This window comes from Pseudomonas turukhanskensis, from assembly GCF_027922365.1.
Taxonomy (GTDB): domain Bacteria; phylum Pseudomonadota; class Gammaproteobacteria; order Pseudomonadales; family Pseudomonadaceae; genus Aquipseudomonas; species Aquipseudomonas turukhanskensis.
This window is the reverse complement of record NZ_BSFN01000001.1, coordinates 607,529-626,362: the sequence shown is the minus strand read 5'-3', so window position 1 is coordinate 626,362 and position 18,834 is coordinate 607,529. Positions and strand designations below refer to the sequence as shown.

Below are 18,834 nucleotides of genomic sequence, written 5' to 3'. Positions count from 1 at the left end.
CCCGTTTGGAGTTCGACATGTATCTGGTTTGCGGCGAAGCGTTGTTCGATTTTTTTACCCAGGCAGCGGGCGGGCGCACCAGCGAGCTTGAGTACAAGGCTATTGCCGGCGGCTCGCCCTTCAATGTGGCGGTGGGCCTGCGCCGCCTGGGCGTGGCCTCAGCGTTGTTTGGCGGGCTGTCCACAGACTTCCTCGGTGAGCGCCTGCGGCGGGTGCTGGTCGAGGAAGGCGTAAGTGAGCAGTTTCTGGTGGCGTTCGATGCGCCATCGACCATGGCCATGGTGGCGCTGGATGCCAACGGCCATCCGCGTTACTCCTTCCGTGGCGAAGGCTGCGCCGACCGCGCGCTGCGCGCTGAACACCTGCCGGCGCTGGGCGCCGATATACGCGGGCTGCACGTCGGTTCGTTCTCGCTGGTGGTGCAGCCCATTGGCGACACCCTGCTGGAACTGGTACGCCGCGAGGCAGGCAAACGCCTGATCAGCCTGGACCCCAATGTGCGCCTTAACCCGCAGCCCGATGTCGAGCTATGGCGAGCGCGGGTGGAAGCCTTGGCGCAGTTGGCCGACCTGATCAAGGTGAGCGATGAAGACCTCGACCTGCTTTATCCCGATGAGACCCCGGAAAGCGTGGCCCAGCGCTGGCTGGAAAGTGGCCGCTGCCAACTGCTGCTGATCACCCGTGGTGGCTCGGGCGCAACCGCATTCAGCCGTCAGCATGGAACCCTTTGCGTGCCGGCGCGTAGCGTGCAGGTAAAAGACACCGTCGGTGCCGGTGACACCTTTCAGGCCGCCCTGCTGGCCTGGCTGACCCGCGCCGAGCTGGACAGCCCCGAAGGCGTGGCCAGCCTCAACCGCGAGCAGATCGAAGCCCTGCTCCACTACGCAGTCGCGGCGGCAGCCCTTACCTGCTCCCGCACCGGGCCCGACCTACCCTTCCACCACGAGCTAACCCACTAAAACGCCGCTGGCAAGAATCACCGTCGTCCCCGCGCAGGCGGGGACCCAGGCGCGGTGATCCTAAAGCGAGAGGTGCACGGCGTAGGGCGAATATCGGCACAGCCGATATCCGCCGTTGCGGCGACAAACCCGCTGCCAATCAGGTGAAATTGAACCGCACCAGATGGAAGAACACCGGCGCGGCAAAACACACCGAGTCCAACCGGTCGAGCATGCCGCCATGCCCTTCGATCATATGCCCCCAGTCCTTCACCCCACGGTCGCGTTTGATCGCGGACATCACCAGCCCGCCAATAAAGCCCATCAGGCAGATGACAAAGGCAAAGCCCAGGGCCTGCAGAAAGCTGAAGGGGGTCATCCAGAACAGCGCGCCGCCGAGCAGGGTGGCCGAGGCCACGCCGCCAATCAGGCCTTCCAGGGTCTTGGACGGCGACAGATTGGGCGCCACTTTGGTCTTGCCGAACAGCTTGCCCCAGATGTACTGCAATACGTCAGAGGACTGCACCACCAGCACCAGGAAGGCGATCAGCAGCAAATTGCGGCCTTCATAGCCGGCAATATTCAGGGTCAGCAGCGCCGGTACATGGGAGATGCTGAACACGCAGATCATCAACCCCCATTGCACCTTGGCCGTGCGTTCGAGAAAGCGCGTGGTGTCACCGCCAATCGAGGCCAGGAACGGCATCAGCAGGAACACGTACACCGGGATAAAGATGCTGAACAGCCCGTACCACTCGATATAGACCAGGAAGTACTGGAACGGCAGCACGCAGTAGAACGCGGCCACCAGCGCCGGGTAGTCGCCCATGCGCGTCTGCGTCAGGGTGATGAATTCGCGCAGGGCAAAAAACGACAGCAGATAGAACAGCACCAGCACGCCGGTTTTGCCGAAAAAGAACGCGACGCCAAGAATCGCCACCATCACCCACCAGGCGTTAATCCTGGCGTTGAGGTTTTCGATGACCGGGGTGGCGCCTTTCTTCCATTTCAGGATCTGCCCCACCAAGGACGCCAGGGCCAGAAACAGGCCGACGGCGATAAATACATTCAGGGTTTGCTGATCCATCTCAGGCCTCCTCAGGCGTCAGGGCCAGCAATGCCTCGCGGCTGCGGGAGAGAAAGTCCGCCTTGGCTTCGCCCTCCAGCAACTTCAGGGGCGTGCCGAAGGTCAGGGTGCACAGCAAGGGCAACGGCAGCGTGCGGCCCTTGGGCATCACGCGCTTGAGGTTGTCGATCCACACCGGCACCAGCTCCACATCCGGGCATCGGGTGGCCAGGTGAAACAGGCCGCTCTTGAAGGGCAGCAGGCCGTCTTCAAGGTTGCGGGTGCCCTCGGGAAACAGAATCAACGACTCGCCGCCCTCCAGCACCGCGCCCATCTGCTCGATGGGGTTAGGGTCTTCGGCGGTGGGCGAACGGGCGATCAGCACGCCACGAAAGACCTTGTTGATCAGAAAGCTACGCACCCCACCCTTGCCCCAGTAGTCGGCCCCGGCCACCGGGCGGGTGCTGCCGCGCATATGGCTGGGCAGCGACGACCACAGCAACACGAAGTCGCCATGACTGTTGTGATTGGCAAAGTAGACCCGCGGTTTCGGGTCCGGCGCGCAGCCCACCCACAGCGCCCGGGCGCCGGTGACGGCGGCCGCGAAGCCAATGATCAGGCGGGCAACAAAGGCGCCGCGCCAGCTGTAATCCGATACACGTGACATAGGCCGTCCTCTAGGCAAACGCGCCAGCCGCTACAGCGGCCACCGCCAACAGCAGTTGTGCAGCGAGCGCCAGGCCCTGCTTGCGCAGCAGGCCCAGGGCGCCCTTGCAGCGCAGGGTCCAGTCGCGCCCGACATTGGCGGCCGGCATCAGGCCCAGCCCAAGCAGGCCGTCATCCAGTTGCACGGTGGCCGCGGTCAGGTCATCGGCCTCGGCCAAGCGGGCAAACAGCGCCGCATCGAAGGCCACGCGCATGGCCCAGTATTTTTCCAGGGCGCCGGCCAGCAGCACGAGCACCAGCAATAAAGCGACCAGCATCAGCTGGTACTGAATCGCCAGCAGCAAGGCGCTGGCCAGTGCCACCACACTCAGCCCTGTGGATAACTGATCCAGACGCTGCCCCTGCTCTAGCAAACGGGCGCAGCTGAGCAAACGCAGATCGCTCATGTGCCCACCGCCATGGCGGCCAGGTTGCGCCGGTGCTCTTCACGCAGTACCACGCCGGGTCGCACCTGACGCAGCATCGCTTCGGCCGCCTGCGGGTCGGCTGCACGGCCTGTATTGAGCAACCAGGCGGCTACCGCTGCGGCGCTGCGCGAGTAACCGAGGGCGCAGCACACCAGCACCGGCCCCTGCTGACGGGCTTGTTCAATAGCCTCGGCTGCCGCTTGCAGCAGCTCGGGGCTGGGCGGCAACAGGTCGAGGGTGGGCAGGCTTTGGTAAGCGCGGCCTGCGCGGGTGCAAGGCAATTCGGCGCACAGGTCGACAATTGCCCGAATCGGCGTGCCATCCAGCTCGCCTTTGTTCGGAATCCTCCCCAGCCACACGTCATCCATTACCAGCACTGGCGCTGGCTGGCGCGCGGTCCATAACCGCGAGTTAACCCAAGCGCCGACGAGGTACGGCCCGAACAGAAAATTCGATGCCCAACTGAGCGCGCCGTCAGCGTGTTTCTGGAAACCGGCGGCGCCCACCAGCAGGTAATTCAATGCCACCAACACCAGCGCCGTGGCCGGCCAGGTCAGCCACCAACCGAGGCCACCCACGCTGACGCCCAATGCGCCGAGAGCCAGACCGCCAAGCCCGTAGTAGAACGCCAGGCGCCGCCCTTTGGCCTGCGCTTGCCAGCGCAACTGCGTCAGCGGGCTGGGGCGGTCCAATGGCCACAGCCAGATGCACAACCACCCCACCAGAATGCCGGTGGGCAAGTCGATGAAGTGGTGCTGGTAGGTGGTGAGCACCGACAGACCGATCAACCCGAACCAGATATGCAGCAACCACCGCCACAACCCCTTGGGCGTATGGGCGGCGTAGCGCACCCACAGCACAATCAGCAGCACGATATGCAGCGACGGGGCCTGATTGAAGGGTTTGTCAAAACCCATCAACACCTCGAACATCCAAGCGAAAAAACCGGTCATTTCCGGGCGGGCGAAGGTGTAAGTGAGCGGGAACAACAGAAACCCGGCGATCGCCAAAACCTGCGCACTGAGCAAGCGGCGGGCATGGATATCCAGCTCGTGCCGGCTGCTGCACAGCAGCAACGACAGGCCGTAGAGCAGGTCGATGGACCAGTAGGGCACGATGGTCCAGGCCCAGAATGGCGTGTGTTGTTCCCAGGCGAAAACCAGGGTGCCAACGTCCGCGCGCTGGCTGGTAAACCAGTTGGCGAAGCTGTAGGTGGCAAAGAATAGCGGCGCCAGAACCAGCAGCCACACCAGCGCCCGCGGAAAGCGCTGGCGCACGCTCAATTGCGGATGAACTGGCGCCAGGGTGACGGCCTCGCTCATGCCTCGATCCGCTGCGCCAGACTGACGCTGAAAATGCCCCATTGGTCGATGCGCATGGTCACCTTGCGGAACCCTGCCGCTTCTACCAACTGGTCCATTTCCGCCTGGGTGCGACGGCGCATCACCCAAGCCTGACCACCACGGTGGCTGGTGAGGGCGCGGGCAATCAGTTGCAGTTGTGGGTGCCACGGCTGGCCGGTGTAGATTAGATACCCGCCCGGCTCCACGGCTTGCGCCAGACCACCGAGCGAGGCGCTGACCATATCGTTGTCGCCGAACAGCTCATACAAGCCGGAGACAATCGCCAGGGTCGGCTTAGGATCGAGGCTAGCCAGGCTCTGCGGGTCGAAGGCGTTGCCTTTGACGAAGGTGGCGACATCGCCCAGGCCCTTTTCACTGATTAGCGCCTGGCCCTGGCTGACGTTGAGGTCGCTGTAGTCGCGCAGCAGGATCGAGTCCGGACGCTCGGCAAGACCTTGCAACGCTTCGAGCACATAGCGCCCGTGGCCGGCGGCGATATCGACAATGCGCGTCGGCTTGCCCTGCGCCTGTAACGTTTGCAAGGTGGCGCGCAGCAGCTCCTCGATATGCAGCTTGCGCTGACGAATGCCGCGCCAGCCGATGGAGTTGAGGTAGTTGGTATCGATCAGTCGCCCTAGCGAGCCGGTGCCGGTCGGCGTGTTGCGGTACACGTAGTCCAGGGTGCTGCCAGAGTCGAAGCCGGTGTCGAAACCCAGCTTCACCCCGGCCGACAATTTGGCGCCCAGGCCCATCGAGGCACGGGTAGCGCGCCAGTACAGGCCGGCGGGCGACAGCGGCGGCAGGGGCGTGGCCAGGCCTTCGGCTTCGGCCTTGGTAAAGCCGATACGGTCGGCCGTGAGCAGTTCCGGCCGGCAGGGCGGCTGGCTGAACAGCAGCTCGATAAAGCCGCGCGCCTTGCCCACGGCCAGGTGGCGATCGGCCTCGCCGAGGGTGTCGTGGTAGAAGCCGGGAAGCAGATGACGCTCTTTTTGCAGCGTGCCCAGACGCTGGAAAAACAGCTCCTGGGGTTTGCGCTTGACCACGAAATCGGCGCCGGAAATCAGCAGCTGGGTCGGCACCTGAATCGCCTCGGCGTCAGCCACCACACGGTCGGCGGCCTCATACAGGCCAAGCAGCTGGTTGACCGAAATCGCCTTGGCGATCAACGGGTCGCTGGCATAGCTCTCGGCGCGCGCCTTGTCGTGGGTGAGCATGCCGGGACGTACATAGCTTTTGACGAAGAAGTTGCCTTTGAGCTTGCGCAGCAAGGTCAGGCCGGGGCGCGCCAGGGGCACGTAAAGGTTGATATCAAAAGCCGGAGAAGCCAGCACCATGCAGCGGATGCGCGGTGCATAGTCATGGGCCCAGGTGGCAGCCAATACAGCGCCAACGCTTTGCGCCACCACGGCGATGTCTTCAACCGCAATGCCGTGCTCGCGCTGGATAAAGGCGACGAAGTCCTCCACATCTCGCACGCTGGCGGCAAAGCTCGGGCTGTCGCCGCGCTCGCCCGGCGAGTGGCCATGACCACGGGCGTCCCAGGCGAAAAAGGCGAAGTCCGGCAGGTTGAGTTCATCCACCAGGTGCGCCATGCGCGCTGAATGCTCATGGCCACGGTGCAGCAGCACAATGGCTTTACGAGGGGCGTCGGCGGTGGCGTCGACGGCAGGCCAGTAGCGGTAGAAAAGGTCTACGCCGTCATGAGTTGGAAAAGTGGCGTTGTGTTGCAGGCGTTGAGTTTCCATCCGTAGAACTCCAGTAGTAAATCCAGGTTAGCTGGCAGGTTGCTCAGCCAGCCCGCGCTTGACGCGGTTATAGGTGGTGTACACCAGCAAGGCCGCCAGCACTGCCATGATGGACGTCAGCCAGGGTGCGACCGGCACACCGAGGGCCAGCAGAAAGCCCAGCAGGCCGAAGACAAAGGCGCGGTCACTCTTGCCCATCGGCCCGTCGTAACGGCGCGAGGCACCGACCATCAGGCCCAGCACGCCGGCGTATTCGCTCAGCCAGGCCAACAGCACCACGGCGCCGACGGCAGCGCCAGACACCCCGGCCAGGCAGGCAAACGGCAGGTACAGCGCAGCATCGGCAACCAGATCGGTGATTTCGTTGAGGTAGGCACCCAACCGCGATTGCTGACCAAACTCGCGCGCCAGCATGCCGTCTACCGCGTTCAGGCCCATGCGCAGCAGCATCCACAGCGGTAAGAGCGCAAACACCGCGCGGTGTTCCGCGAATATCGCCACCACCACACCGACCAGAATAGAAATGGCGCAAGCAAACAGCGTCACCTGGTTGGCGGTGACGCCGCGCGCATGCAAACGAGTGACACCGGGACGCAGCAGATTCTGAAAGCGGGGTTTAAGGTCGTAGATCGACGGCATGGGGCGCTCGCAGGGAAAGGAAGCTCGAAGGACTGTACGCAGAACAGAACGCCATTGCCGGAAATTGGTCACACGGCGCGGCTGGGTGGTGCGGTTAAGTCGATCAGTGGGTCGAAGGTGGCTGCTGGACTGCGAAGCTGGAACAATACCGACCCGGCTATAGTCATCCCGTTCCCTCGTTTCTCGCTCAGGAGTGCTTCCATGAACACGCGCGACCAACAGAACCTCGACCGCCTCGATCAAGCCCAGGGCGAAGGTGCCGATGAAGCGTTGCAGCAGATCGTTTCGGGCTTCCAGCGGTTTCGCACCGAAGTGTTCCCCGAACAGGAAGAACTGTTTCAGAAACTCGCGACGGCCCAGCGCCCACGGGCGATGTTTATCACCTGCGCCGACTCGCGCATCGTTCCGGAATTGATCACGCAAAGCTCACCAGGTGACCTGTTCGTCACCCGCAACGTGGGCAACGTGGTGCCACCGTATGGGCAGATGAACGGCGGCGTTTCCACCGCCATCGAATACGCGGTGCTGGCTCTGGGCGTGCACCACATTATCGTCTGCGGCCACTCCGATTGCGGTGCCATGCGCGCGGTAATGAACCCCGACACCCTGGAAAAAATGCCGACGGTAAAAGCCTGGCTACGCCACGCCGAGGTGGCCAAGATCATGGTGGCCGACAACTGCAGCTGCGGCACCGAGCACGAAACCCTTGGTGTGCTAACCGAAGAAAACGTAGTGGCCCAGCTCCAGCATCTGCGCACGCACCCTTCGGTCGCCTCGCGCATGGCCAGCGGGCAACTGTTCATTCACGGCTGGGTGTACAGCATCGACACCTGCGAAATTCGCGCCTACGACGCCGAGCGCGCGGAGTTTTTGCCGCTGGATGGCACCAGCCCGATTCCGATGGCGACGCCGCGGCCGCGGTATTCCCCGCAATAGTTGCTCGGCTTTCTGCGTCCCCGCCATCGCGGGGACGACGGATGCCTTGAACGAGTAAACCGTCATGCCCGCGCTGCCGTGAATTCCACATTTTGGAAATTACACCGCCCTCAAACCGCTTCCTGCAGCTGCAACTCCACCCCCAACTGCCGCGACAGACACGGCCACTGCTGCCAGGCCGCATGGGTATTGGGGCTGCTCAGGCGGCCGCGATAAGCCTGCACGGATTCCTGCTCGAAAATACTCGCCTCCAGCATGCCGTCCACGGCGTGGTGCACGGCTTCGTCCAGCTGGTTGGCAAAGGGCTCGCCTATCAACTGGTGGGCAATCAGGTTGGCCACGGTGGTATCCAGCGGAATCAACGGCTGGCCCAGGTGGGTGATGTAGCGGTCGTTCACTTCCTCGACCAGACGGTGCGCCAAGTAGGCTTCATCGAGCATACCGTCCAACCCTTCGTGACCGGCCATTAGCGCGGGCGGGTGGAGGAAAAACTCTTCGGCCACTTTCAGCACGGGCTTGATCTGCCCGTCGATACCGGCATCACGCGCCACCTGGTTGGCGGCGTCGAGGATATCCGGCACCTGGTCGATATAGGCGGCGACAAAACGCACCAGCGCGCCCTTTTCATCGTCGGCCGGCAAGCGGATGGAGCGGTGCAGATCGGCAATCTTGCCTTCGAGCTGCTGCGCCAGGTTGCCAGTGGCAGCTTCATGTTGGTGTGCGCGTTGAATCATCTCGCGCAATGCGGCGGTTTTCATGACTGCTCCCGAACAAAGGACATGGGAATGGAAAAGCCTGCTCAGCGATGAAACAGGGACGAAAGAGAGACACCTTAGCTGGCACCACGCCACTGCTCAGACCCGATCGCAATAATTACACAATCTTTACCGTTGGGGCCGTTATAACGCCAGCGTTACACCTTTGCCCAAGCCAATAGAACCGGGGGCTTTAGCACAAGGCCTGGCTGCTCGAGACGATTTTCGCTCGCACATTGCGAGGTCCAACTCGCTGTCTATACTCCGATTCGAAAGACATGACCTGATGAACCCGGACTGAGCCACGGCAAGGAATGGGTGCGGCAGCTAAGTCAGTTTTCTAGCAGACGCTCCCTTCGCCGCAGGCACAGCCGGCGGGATAACAAGAACGATAAGGGGAACCCGCAATGATGCGACATCCACGAGTTTGGATGGGCCTCCTGCTGTGGTCGGTATTCAGCCAGGCGCACGCCGCCTGGACCGTGAATATGACGCAGGGCGCAACGGCTACCAGTAATGCCGTGTTCGATCTGCACATGACCATCTTCCTGATCTGCGCCGTCATTGGCGTGCTGGTATTCGGCGCAATGTTCTGGTCGATGCTGGTCCACCGCCGCTCCACCGGCCAGGTCGCCTCGCACTTCCATGAAAGCACCACGGTGGAGATTCTCTGGACCGTGGTGCCCTTCGTGATTCTGGTGGCGATGGCGATTCCGGCGACCAAGACGCTGATCAATATCTACGACAGCAGTGAGTCGGAGCTGGATATCCAGATCACCGGCTACCAATGGAAGTGGAACTACAAATACCTCGGTCAGGAGGTGGAGTTCTTCAGCAACCTGGCCACCCCCAGCGAGCAGATCCATAACCAGGCCCCCAAGGACGAACACTACCTGCTGGAAGTCGACCAGCCGCTGGTGATTCCCGCCGGTACCAAGGTGCGCTTCCTGATTACCGCCGCCGACGTTATCCACTCCTGGTGGGTGCCGGCCTTGGCGGTAAAACGCGATGCCATTCCAGGGTTCGTTAACGAAGCCTGGACCAAGGTGGAAAAGCCCGGCATCTACCGTGGCCAGTGCGCCGAGCTGTGCGGCAAAGACCACGGCTTTATGCCGATTGTGGTCGAGGTGAAATCCAAAGAGGACTTCGCCAAGTGGCTGGATGAGCGCAAGCAGGAAGCGTTGGCGATGAAAGAGCTGACCAGCAAGGAGTGGACCCGCGAAGAACTGGTTGAGCGCGGCGACAAGATCTACCACACCACCTGCGCCGCCTGTCACCAGGCTGAAGGCCAGGGCCTGCCGCCAATGTTCCCGGCGCTCAAGGGCTCGAAGATTGCCACCGGGCCAAAAGAGGACCACCTGCACATTGTGTTCTTCGGTAAGCAGGGCACGGCGATGGCCGCGTTCGGCAAGCAACTGTCGGAGGTCGATATCGCCTCGGTGATCACCTACGAACGTAATGCATGGGGCAACAACGTCGGTGACATGGTCACCCCCAAAGACGTATTGGCCCTGAAACAGGCGCAGAAATAGGAGACCCATCATGAGTGCAGTGATTGAGCCTGGCCATGCTGGGCATACAGACCACCACCACGACCACGGGCATCACGGGCCGGCCAAGGGTCTGATGCGCTGGGTGTTGACCACCAACCACAAAGACATCGGCACCATGTACCTGTGGTTCAGCTTTGCGATGTTTCTGATTGGCGGCTCCTTCGCCATGGTGATTCGCGCCGAGCTGTTCCAGCCCGGGCTGCAAATTGTCGAGCCGGCGTTCTTCAACCAGATGACCACCATGCACGGCCTGGTGATGGTCTTCGGTGCGGTGATGCCGGCGTTTGTTGGCCTGGCCAACTGGATGATTCCGCTGATGGTCGGGGCGCCGGACATGGCCCTGCCACGGATGAACAACTTCAGCTTCTGGCTGCTGCCGGCGGCCTTCGGCCTGTTGATCAGCACCTTGTTCACCGCCGGCGGCGGGCCGAACTTTGGCTGGACGTTCTACGCGCCGCTATCTACCACTTACGCCCCGGAAAGCGTGACGTTCTTTATCTTCGCCATCCACCTGATGGGCATCAGTTCGATCATGGGCGCGATCAACGTGATCGCCACCATCCTCAACCTGCGTGCCCCCGGCATGACCTTGATGAAGATGCCGCTGTTCGTCTGGACCTGGCTGATCACCGCCTTTCTGCTGATTGCGGTGATGCCGGTACTGGCCGGCTGCGTGACCATGATGCTGATGGATATCCACTTCGGCACCAGCTTCTTCAGTGCAGCCGGCGGCGGTGACCCGGTGTTGTTCCAGCATGTGTTCTGGTTCTTCGGCCACCCCGAGGTGTACATCATGATTCTTCCGGCCTTCGGGGCGGTCAGCTCGATCATTCCTGCCTTCTCGCGCAAGCCGCTGTTTGGTTACACCTCGATGGTTTACGCCACGGCGTCCATCGCGTTTCTGTCCTTTATCGTCTGGGCTCACCACATGTTCGTGGTCGGCATACCGCTGGTGGGCGAGCTGTTCTTTATGTACGCCACCCTGCTGATCGCCGTGCCCACCGGGGTGAAGGTGTTCAACTGGGTCACCACCATGTGGCAGGGCTCGCTGACCTTCGAAACGCCGATGCTGTTTGCCGTGGCCTTCGTGATTCTGTTCACCATCGGCGGGTTCTCCGGGCTCATGCTGGCCATTGCCCCGGCGGACTTCCAGTACCACGACACCTACTTTGTGGTGGCGCACTTCCACTATGTTCTGGTGCCGGGGGCGATCTTCGGTATCTTCGCCTCGGCGTATTACTGGCTGCCTAAGTGGACCGGGCACATGTACGACGAAACCCTCGGCAAGCTGCACTTCTGGCTGTCGTTCGTGGGCATGAACATGGCCTTCTTCCCGATGCACTTTGTGGGGTTGGCCGGCATGCCGCGACGCATCCCGGACTACAACCTGCAGTTCGCCGACTTCAACATGGTGTCTTCGATTGGCGCCTTCAGCTTTGGCGCCACCCAGTTCCTGTTTCTGTTTATCGTCATCAAGTGCATCCGCGGCGGCAAACCGGCCCCGGCCAAACCGTGGGATGGCGCCGATGGCCTGGAGTGGACCATTCCGTCTCCGGCGCCTTACCACACCTTTACCACCCCACCGGAAGTGAAGTGAACACGCTATGAGTGAAGGCATCGCCACCAAAAAACTGGTTACCCGCCTGCTGCTACTGGTGGTGGTGATGTTCGCCTTCGGTTTTGCCCTGGTGCCGATCTACGACGTGATGTGCAAGGCCTTCGGCATCAATGGCAAAACGTCCGGGCAGTACCAGGGCGCTCAACAGCAGGTGGACGAAGCGCGGCAAGTGAAGGTGCAGTTCATGGCCACCAATGCGGCCGATATGGTCTGGGAGTTCCGCCCGGTATCGGCCGACCTGGTGGTGCACCCGGGGGCCGTCAACGAGATGACCTTCATTGCTCAAAACCCTACCGACAAACCCATGACGGCGCAGGCGATTCCCAGCGTGTCGCCGTCCGAGGCAGCGGCCTATTTCCACAAGACCGCCTGCTTCTGTTTCAACCAGCAAGTGCTGCAACCCGGTGAACGCGTAGAAATGAAGGTGCGCTTCATCGTCGACCGTGATCTGCCCAAGGATGTCTACCACCTGACCCTCGGTTACACGCTGTTCGACATCACCGCTCGCCATGCGCCCGTTGCGGCCCGGTAAGCGGTGTAGAACAAGGAGAACAATAAGATGGCGACGCACGACGAGGCCCTGCCAAAGAGCCCCAACTCCGACTACGAGCACTACTACGTTCCGGCCCAGAGCAAGTGGCCGATCATTGCCACCATCGGCATGCTCACCACCATGTACGGCCTGGGCACCTGGTTCAACGACCTCAAGGCCGCGCGCCCGGAATCACACGGGCCGCTGATTTTTTCCATCGGCGGGTTGCTGGTGGCGTACATGCTGTTCGGCTGGTTCAGCGCGGTGATCAAGGAGAGCCGCCAGGGCCTGTACAGCACGCAGATGGACCGCTCGTTCCGCTGGGGCATGAGCTGGTTCATCTTCTCCGAGGTGATGTTCTTTATCGCCTTCTTCGGCGCGCTGTTCTATGTGCGTGCCTGGGCCGGCCCGTGGCTGGGCGGTGAAGGCGCCAAAGGCGTGGCCCATATGCTCTGGCCTAACTTCGAGTACACCTGGCCGCTGCTGCACACCCCCGATCCCACGCTGTTTCCACCGCCAAAAGATGTGATAGACCCGTGGCACCTGCCGCTGATCAATACCATCTTGCTGGTGAGTTCCAGTGTCACCGTCACCCTCGCCCACCATGCCCTGCGCCACGGCAAACGCGGCGCACTCAAGGCCTGGCTGGGGCTGACGATTCTGCTCGGCGTGTGCTTTCTGGCCTTGCAGGTGACCGAGTACGTGGAGGCCTACCACGAGCTGGGGCTGACCCTGGGTTCGGGCATCTACGGCGCCACGTTCTTTATGCTCACCGGCTTTCACGGCGCCCACGTCACCATCGGCACGCTGATTCTGGCGGTGATGCTGCTGCGCATCATGAAAGGCCATTTCGACGAGAAACAGCACTTCGGGTTCGAGGCGGCCAGTTGGTACTGGCACTTCGTGGATGTGGTGTGGGTGGGGCTGTTTATTTTTGTGTATGTGCTGTGAACCGCTTGGTGCGCGGAGCACACCCTACGAAGGAGCGCGGTGTGCTTTTGTAGGGTGTGCTCCGCGCACCGAGCGGTACCCAGCAAAACGCATTACCACGTCGCGTGGGTGACCAACTGGCCGCTGTAGAAACCCCAGGTGACCAACGCCAAGGTCAGCGCCGCCAGCACCACACGCACGGTCAGCGCATTGACCAGCCGGGATGAGTTGCCCTGGTCCTTGACCAGAAAGAACAGGCCGCTGAACAGACTGACGATGGTGGCCAACAGCATGAACACGATTGCCGCTTTGAGCATGGTGCGAGTCTCGCCAATGGGAAGGGGAATGCAGTGGAGTATAGCCAGTCACCCAGCGCCGTTCGGGCGCAACCGTTGAGGCGCTTTCGCCCCGGCTGGTTGCCGACCCTGGTGGTGGCCGTGCTGTTGCCGGTGCTGGTGATGCTGGGGTTCTGGCAACTGGCGCGGGCCGAGGAAAAACGCCACTTGCTGGCCAGCTATGACGCTCGCCGCACTGCCGAGCCGATGCCCATCAGCCAACTGGAAAACACCGCCGACAAAGCCTACCGGCGCGTACACCTGAGCGGCCATTTCGACGCAGAGCACAGCGTGCTGCTGGATAACCGCACCCGCGATGGCCAGGCCGGCGTCGAGCTGTTGCAACCCTTCTACGACCAGGCCAGCAACCTCTGGCTGCTGGTCAACCGTGGCTGGTTGCCGTGGCCCGACCGGCGCACCGCAGCGCACTACACTACGCCGCCAACCCTGGAGAGCCTGGACGCCTGGGTGTATGTGCCGCCCGGCGCCAGCTTCCAACTGCAAGCCGATGCCCACAGCGACCAGTGGCCCCTATTGGTCAACGCCGTGCACCCGCAGGCGCTGTGGCAGCAATTGGGGCGCACAGGCCTGGCCTATGAAGTGCGCCTGGAACCCAGCCCCGCCGCCTACCAGGCTGACTGGCCGGTGGTAGCCATGGGGCCGGAGCGCCATCAGGCCTATGCCGTGCAGTGGTTCGCCCTGGCCGCGGCGCTGCTCGGTCTCTTTGTCTACTTCGGCTTTCACGCCGCACCCAAGCACGAGCCAATTCTGGGAGAACAACAATGAATCCAGCCATGCCCATGCCAAACCATCAGCTACCACCGCGCCGCCAAGGCCGCTTGCAGTTGATTCTGCTGCTCGTGCTGACCATCGGCCCGATGGTGTTGGCCACCTGTATGTACCAGTTTCGCTTCTGGGTGCCGGAAGGCCGCAATTACAGCGGCGAGTTGATCGGCAATGGCGTCAGCCGCACCGACCTCGGCATTCAGGGTGATGACGCCGCTACCTGGCAGATCGTCGTCACCGCTCCGGCCACCTGCGCTGACGACTGCCGCCAGTTGGTGTACCTGGCCCGGCAAATCCAGATCGGCCTGGGCCGTGAAGCGTCTCGCGCCACCCACGGCTTGGCCACCGCGCAACCGGTGAGCGAGGCCTACAACGCCGAACTGGCCCGCGACTACCCACGCCTGAATCGCTACGGCCTCGACACCCAGGCCTACAGCAACACTACGCCGGCCACCGGCGTGGAACCGCAGCTGTGGCTGATCGATCCGCACGGCAATCTGGTGCTGCGCTACGACGCCAAAACCAAAGGCAAGGCGATTCTCAACGACCTGCGCCTGCTACTGAAACTGTCGAACATCGGCTAAGGGGACGGACGATGGCCAAACCCGGATATCGCCTCGCGCTGCTCGCCACCCTTCTGGCAATGGTGGTGGTGTTGCTCGGTGCCTATACCCGCCTGACCCACGCCGGCCTCGGCTGCCCCGACTGGCCGGGCTGCTACGGCTTTATCAGCGTGCCGGCCAGCGAAGCCCAGCTGGCCCACGCCGAAGCCAATTTCCCCCATGCGCCGGTGGAAGCGCACAAGGGCTGGAACGAGATGATTCACCGCTATTTCGCCGGCACCCTGGGCCTGATGATCCTGGCTTTGGCGGCGGTGGCCGTGCGCAATCGCGGTACGCCCGGACAGCCGCTGAAACTGCCGCTGTTGCTGCTTGGCGTGGTGGTGGCGCAGGCCGCATTCGGGATGTGGACCGTGACCCTGAAGCTCTGGCCGCAGGTAGTGACCGCGCATTTGCTCGGTGGTTTTACCACCCTCGCCCTGCTGTTTTTGCTGACCCTGCGCTTGTCTGGCCGGTTCGCGAGCCTGCCTAGCGTACCGGTGCATTTGCGGCGTCTGGCGGCGGTGGGTTTGCTTGTGGTGATTGGACAAGTCGCCCTCGGCGGCTGGGTCAGTTCCAACTATGCGGCGGTCGCCTGCATCGACTTGCCCACCTGCCACGGCCAGTGGTGGCCGACCATGGATTTTGCCAACGGCTTTCACCTGAGCCAGCACATCGGCCCCAACTACTTAGGCGGCCAACTCGATAGCGATGCGCGCACCGCCATTCATTTCACCCATCGCCTGGGCGCCCTGCTGGTCACCCTGGTGCTGCTGGCGCTGGCCTGGCAACTGCAACGCGCCGGGCACGGCAGGTTGGCCGGTTTGCTGGTACTGGCACTGGCGGTGCAGGTCAGCCTGGGAGTGAGCAACGTGTTGCTGCACCTACCACTGGCGGTTGCGGTAGCCCATAACGCCGGTGGCGCGCTGCTGCTACTGACCACGGTTTTGTTGAATTACCGCCTGCGCATAGCCGCCAACCCGGCGCGCGCAGCGGCAAAAAATTGGGTCAGCCAGTCGGCTACCTAAACAATAAAAAGAAGGAGAGACGCCATGGCTACTCTACTCAGCGAAGGTCACAGCCAAGCGCTTTGGCGCGACTACCTGGAGCTCACCAAGCCCAAGGTAGTGGTGCTGATGCTGATCACCTCACTGGTCGGCATGTTCCTCGCCACCCGCGCCGGGGTGCCGTGGACCGTAGTGGTATTCGGCAACCTGGGCATCGCCCTGTGTGCCGGTGGCGCGGCGGCGGTGAACCATGTGGTGGACCGGCGCATCGACGCGGTGATGGCCCGCACCCATAAACGCCCGTTGGCCGAGGGGCGGGTTTCGCCGGTAGCGGCACTCACCTTCGCCATGGCCTTGTCGGTACTCGGCCTGGCGGTGTTGCTGGCCTTTACCAACGAGCTGACCGCCTGGCTGACCCTCGCCTCGCTGCTTGGCTATGCCGTGCTCTACACCGGCTTTCTCAAGCGCGCCACGCCGCAGAATATCGTTATCGGCGGCCTCGCTGGCGCCGCTCCGCCACTGCTGGGATGGGTAGCGGTCACCGGCCATATCAGCGCCGAACCGTTGCTGCTGGTACTGATCATTTTCGCCTGGACGCCGCCGCACTTCTGGGCCCTGGCCATCCACCGCAAAGCCGAATACGCCAAGGCCGATATCCCCATGCTGCCGGTCACCCATGGCGAGCATTACACCAAGGTGCATATCGTGCTCTATACCCTGGTGCTGCTGGCCGTCAGCCTGATGCCGTATGTGATTCACATGAGCGGTTTGCTCTACCTGGCCTGCGCCGTGGTGCTCGGCGCGCGCTTTTTGCAGTGGAGCTGGGTGCTGTATTTCGATAGCAAACCCCATGCGGCGATCAACACCTTCAAATACAGCATCTACTACCTGTTTTTGCTGTTTATCGCGCTGCTGGTGGATCACTACTTTCTGGTGAGCTAACGCGCGTCCGGTGAGTGCGGTCAGGCGTAAACGAAAAAACATGCTCGGCCGCATTGAGGATTTTTTCATCTGCAGCGTCTTCTAGGAGCCAGGGTTTTATCCCCTACTCACTTCGTCGAGACCTGCCATGACCGCCCAAGCCCCTGAACTCTCCCACGCCCTGCGCTCGCAGCGCCTGAATGCCCTGACCCACGAGCCCCACGCGCGCCTCGATGCCTTGGTCAAAAGCCACGACCCGTTCGGCAATCGGGAGAACTTCGCCAAGTTCGTCGCCGCCCAGTACCTGTTCCAGTACGACCTGGAAAACCTCTACACCAATGCCGAGCTGGCCGAGATCGTCGACGACTTACCGAGCCGTGCCCGTGTAGAACAGGCCCGCCTGGACCTGGCCGATCTCAACCACGCTGTACCCGAAGGCGATGAGTCGGTTCGCGGTAAGCAGCACGGCCTGGGCGCGGCGCTGGGGTGGGTATTCGTGTCCGAAGGCTCGAAGCTGGGCGCGGCGTTTCTGATCAAGCGCGCTGAAGCGCTGCAACTCAGCGACTCCTTCGGTGCCCGTCACCTCGGTGAGCCTGAAGGCGGCCGCGCGCAAGGCTGGAAGAAGTTCGTTGCCGCACTGGATGGCGTGGTACTGGACGCCGAGCAGGAACGCCAGGCCGAAGCCGCCGCCATCGCCGCCTTCAACCGTTTTGCCGACCACCTGGAACGCACTTTTGCCTGATGCCTGTGAACCGCTGCCGCCCCGCCGCCCCCTGCGCTGGCTATGGCTGGCGCTGGCTTACCTGAGCCTAGGGCTGGCGGTGCTGGGCGTGATCATCCCCGGTCTGCCGACCACCGAATTCGTGCTGCTGGCCGCCTGGGCCGCCTCGCGCAGTTCGCCGCGCTTGGCGGCCTGGCTGGAAAACCAGCGTGTTTTTGGCTCGCTGCTGCGCAACTGGCGGGACGGCGGCGTTATCACCCGGCACACCAAACTGATGGCCAGCCTGAGCATGCTGGTGGCATTGCTGATCATGGTGTTGACCGTGAACCATTTGCCGTCCGTGGCGTTTGCAGCGCTGGGCATGAGCGTCGGCGCGACGTGGATCTGGTCGCGGCCGGAGCAGAGCAAATCCTGAAACGCATGGCGGTTTCGGTCCGCCAGGCGATGGGGTACCGTTGGCCTTTCGATCTGCCGAGCTGCCCACCCTATGACCCGCAAACAGATTACCGTCGCGATTCTCGTCGCCATCGTGGCCTTGGTATTTGGCCTTACCGTCAACCGTGTGCTCAGTGGCAAAGGCCACGGCGACCCGGCGGCGATGATCGATGCCGGCATTATCCTGCTGCCACAAAGCCGAACCCTGCCGGACCTCACCCTGACCAATCAGCTCGGCCAGCCCGTGCAAGTGGACGAGTTGAAGGGCAAATGGAGCCTGCTGTTTTTTGGCTACACCTTCTGCCCGGATATCTGCCCCACTACGTTGGCACAGCTGCGTGATTTGAAAGGCAAGCTGCCCAAGGAGGCAGTGGACAACCTGCAGGTGGTGTTGGTGAGTGTGGACCCCAACCGCGATACGCCCGACCAGCTGAAAAAATACCTGGGCTACTTCGACCCGCAGTTTCAGGGGCTGACCGGTGAGCTGGGCAACATTCAGAAGCTCGCCAATGCGGTGAGCATTCCGTTTATTCCGGCGGATACCAGCAAAGAGAATTACACCGTCGACCACAGCGGCAACCTGGTGGTGATCGGGCCGGATGGCACCCAGCGCGGGTTTATTCGGGCGCCGTTGAATAACGCCAAGTTGGCGGTGCAGATTCCGGAGTTGGTGAAGCAATAATTTGGCAGTTGCGTTGGATTCGCCCTCACCCCCGGCCCCTCTCCCGCACGCGGGCGAGGGGAGACGTTTTCCCAGCAATCACCGGTCAGTCCCCTCTCCCGCTTGCGGGAGAGGGTCAGGGTGAGGGCAGCGGTCTAACCACTAACGAATCCTTACCCAG

General features: G+C 62.4%; 21 protein-coding genes. 13 read left to right on the top strand and 8 right to left on the bottom strand.

What is annotated here, in order from left to right:
- Positions 1 to 17: 17 nt before the first annotated feature.
- Positions 18 to 959: a carbohydrate kinase family protein gene (locus PKE98_RS02770; RefSeq protein WP_271193739.1), complete on the top strand. Its 942-nt coding sequence runs from the start codon at positions 18 to 20 to the stop codon at positions 957 to 959.
- 139 nt (positions 960 to 1,098) lie between these two features.
- On the opposite strand, the gene PKE98_RS02765 is transcribed toward PKE98_RS02770, so the two are convergent.
- The 6 genes from PKE98_RS02765 to PKE98_RS02740 are packed head-to-tail and all read right to left on the bottom strand — an operon-like array spanning position 1,099 to position 6,864.
- Positions 1,099 to 2,025 (bottom strand): phosphatidate cytidylyltransferase, encoded by a 927-nt coding sequence (locus tag PKE98_RS02765; RefSeq protein ID WP_271193738.1) that lies wholly within the window; start codon positions 2,023 to 2,025, stop codon positions 1,099 to 1,101.
- Between the two features lies 1 nt (position 2,026).
- Positions 2,027 to 2,671 (bottom strand): lysophospholipid acyltransferase family protein, encoded by a 645-nt coding sequence (locus tag PKE98_RS02760; protein ID WP_271193737.1) that lies wholly within the window; start codon positions 2,669 to 2,671, stop codon positions 2,027 to 2,029.
- Positions 2,672 to 2,681: 10 nt separating this feature from the next.
- Positions 2,682 to 3,116 (bottom strand): hypothetical protein, encoded by a 435-nt coding sequence (locus PKE98_RS02755; RefSeq protein WP_271193736.1) that lies wholly within the window; start codon positions 3,114 to 3,116, stop codon positions 2,682 to 2,684.
- The gene (locus PKE98_RS02750) at positions 3,113 to 4,459 is read right to left on the bottom strand and encodes a phosphatase PAP2/dual specificity phosphatase family protein (RefSeq protein WP_271193735.1); all 1,347 of its coding nucleotides are present in this window, start codon (positions 4,457 to 4,459) and stop codon (positions 3,113 to 3,115) included. Before PKE98_RS02750 ends, PKE98_RS02755 begins: the two co-directional genes overlap by 4 nt.
- Entirely contained in the window at positions 4,456 to 6,225 is a 1,770-nt protein-coding gene (locus PKE98_RS02745; RefSeq protein WP_271193734.1) for a bifunctional alpha/beta hydrolase/class I SAM-dependent methyltransferase, read from the bottom strand. Before PKE98_RS02745 ends, PKE98_RS02750 begins: the two co-directional genes overlap by 4 nt.
- Positions 6,226 to 6,252: 27 nt before the next feature.
- Complete coding sequence (locus tag PKE98_RS02740; RefSeq protein WP_271193733.1) at positions 6,253 to 6,864, bottom strand: CDP-alcohol phosphatidyltransferase family protein; 612 nt, start codon at positions 6,862 to 6,864, stop codon at positions 6,253 to 6,255.
- A gap of 201 nt (positions 6,865 to 7,065) precedes the next feature.
- Here PKE98_RS02740 and PKE98_RS02735 point away from each other — a divergent pair, with 201 nt between their 5' ends.
- Positions 7,066 to 7,800, top strand: a complete 735-nt coding sequence (locus PKE98_RS02735; protein ID WP_271193732.1) for a carbonic anhydrase — start codon at positions 7,066 to 7,068, stop codon at positions 7,798 to 7,800.
- A gap of 110 nt (positions 7,801 to 7,910) precedes the next feature.
- Here PKE98_RS02735 and PKE98_RS02730 read toward each other — a convergent pair whose 3' ends face one another.
- Positions 7,911 to 8,558: a hypothetical protein gene (locus PKE98_RS02730; protein WP_271193731.1), complete on the bottom strand. Its 648-nt coding sequence runs from the start codon at positions 8,556 to 8,558 to the stop codon at positions 7,911 to 7,913.
- A gap of 404 nt (positions 8,559 to 8,962) precedes the next feature.
- On the opposite strand from PKE98_RS02730, the gene coxB reads away from it, so the two are divergent.
- The 4 genes from coxB to PKE98_RS02710 are packed head-to-tail and all read left to right on the top strand — an operon-like array spanning position 8,963 to position 13,209.
- Positions 8,963 to 10,087: a cytochrome c oxidase subunit II gene (gene coxB / locus PKE98_RS02725; RefSeq protein ID WP_271193730.1), complete on the top strand. Its 1,125-nt coding sequence runs from the start codon at positions 8,963 to 8,965 to the stop codon at positions 10,085 to 10,087.
- Between the two features lie 10 nt (positions 10,088 to 10,097).
- Positions 10,098 to 11,705, top strand: a complete 1,608-nt coding sequence (ctaD, locus tag PKE98_RS02720) for a cytochrome c oxidase subunit I (protein ID WP_271193729.1) — start codon at positions 10,098 to 10,100, stop codon at positions 11,703 to 11,705.
- A 7-nt stretch (positions 11,706 to 11,712) separates the two neighbouring features.
- Complete coding sequence (locus PKE98_RS02715; protein ID WP_271193728.1) at positions 11,713 to 12,258, top strand: cytochrome c oxidase assembly protein; 546 nt, start codon at positions 11,713 to 11,715, stop codon at positions 12,256 to 12,258.
- 27 nt (positions 12,259 to 12,285) lie between these two features.
- Entirely contained in the window at positions 12,286 to 13,209 is a 924-nt protein-coding gene (locus PKE98_RS02710) for a cytochrome c oxidase subunit 3 (RefSeq protein ID WP_271193727.1), read from the top strand.
- 92 nt (positions 13,210 to 13,301) lie between these two features.
- Here PKE98_RS02710 and PKE98_RS02705 read toward each other — a convergent pair whose 3' ends face one another.
- A complete protein-coding gene (locus PKE98_RS02705) occupies positions 13,302 to 13,505 on the bottom strand; it encodes a twin transmembrane helix small protein (RefSeq protein ID WP_108095132.1) in 204 nt (67 codons plus the stop codon).
- A 75-nt stretch (positions 13,506 to 13,580) separates the two neighbouring features.
- Between PKE98_RS02705 and PKE98_RS02700 the strand changes: the two genes are divergently transcribed.
- The 7 genes from PKE98_RS02700 to PKE98_RS02670 all read left to right on the top strand — a co-directional run bounded on the left by PKE98_RS02700 (position 13,581) and on the right by PKE98_RS02670 (position 18,674).
- Positions 13,581 to 14,309 carry an SURF1 family protein gene (locus tag PKE98_RS02700; RefSeq protein ID WP_271193944.1) on the top strand — a complete coding sequence of 243 codons (729 nt, stop codon included), beginning with the start codon at positions 13,581 to 13,583 and terminating at the stop codon, positions 14,307 to 14,309.
- Between the two features lie 8 nt (positions 14,310 to 14,317).
- On the top strand, positions 14,318 to 14,893 hold the full coding sequence (locus tag PKE98_RS02695) for a PA_0111/PP_0108 family redox-active disulfide protein (RefSeq protein ID WP_271193726.1): 576 nt from the start codon (positions 14,318 to 14,320) through the stop codon (positions 14,891 to 14,893).
- Positions 14,894 to 14,904: 11 nt separating this feature from the next.
- On the top strand, positions 14,905 to 15,936 hold the full coding sequence (locus PKE98_RS02690) for a COX15/CtaA family protein (RefSeq protein WP_271193725.1): 1,032 nt from the start codon (positions 14,905 to 14,907) through the stop codon (positions 15,934 to 15,936).
- Between the two features lie 24 nt (positions 15,937 to 15,960).
- Positions 15,961 to 16,857 carry a heme o synthase gene (cyoE, locus tag PKE98_RS02685; RefSeq protein ID WP_271193724.1) on the top strand — a complete coding sequence of 299 codons (897 nt, stop codon included), beginning with the start codon at positions 15,961 to 15,963 and terminating at the stop codon, positions 16,855 to 16,857.
- A gap of 127 nt (positions 16,858 to 16,984) precedes the next feature.
- Positions 16,985 to 17,578, top strand: coding sequence for a biliverdin-producing heme oxygenase (locus tag PKE98_RS02680; protein ID WP_271193723.1), 594 nt, complete (start codon positions 16,985 to 16,987; stop codon positions 17,576 to 17,578).
- Positions 17,571 to 17,972, top strand: coding sequence for a YbaN family protein (locus PKE98_RS02675; RefSeq protein WP_271193722.1), 402 nt, complete (start codon positions 17,571 to 17,573; stop codon positions 17,970 to 17,972). Before PKE98_RS02680 ends, PKE98_RS02675 begins: the two co-directional genes overlap by 8 nt.
- A 72-nt stretch (positions 17,973 to 18,044) precedes the next feature.
- On the top strand, positions 18,045 to 18,674 hold the full coding sequence (locus PKE98_RS02670; protein ID WP_271193721.1) for an SCO family protein: 630 nt from the start codon (positions 18,045 to 18,047) through the stop codon (positions 18,672 to 18,674).
- Positions 18,675 to 18,834 lie beyond the last annotated feature (160 nt).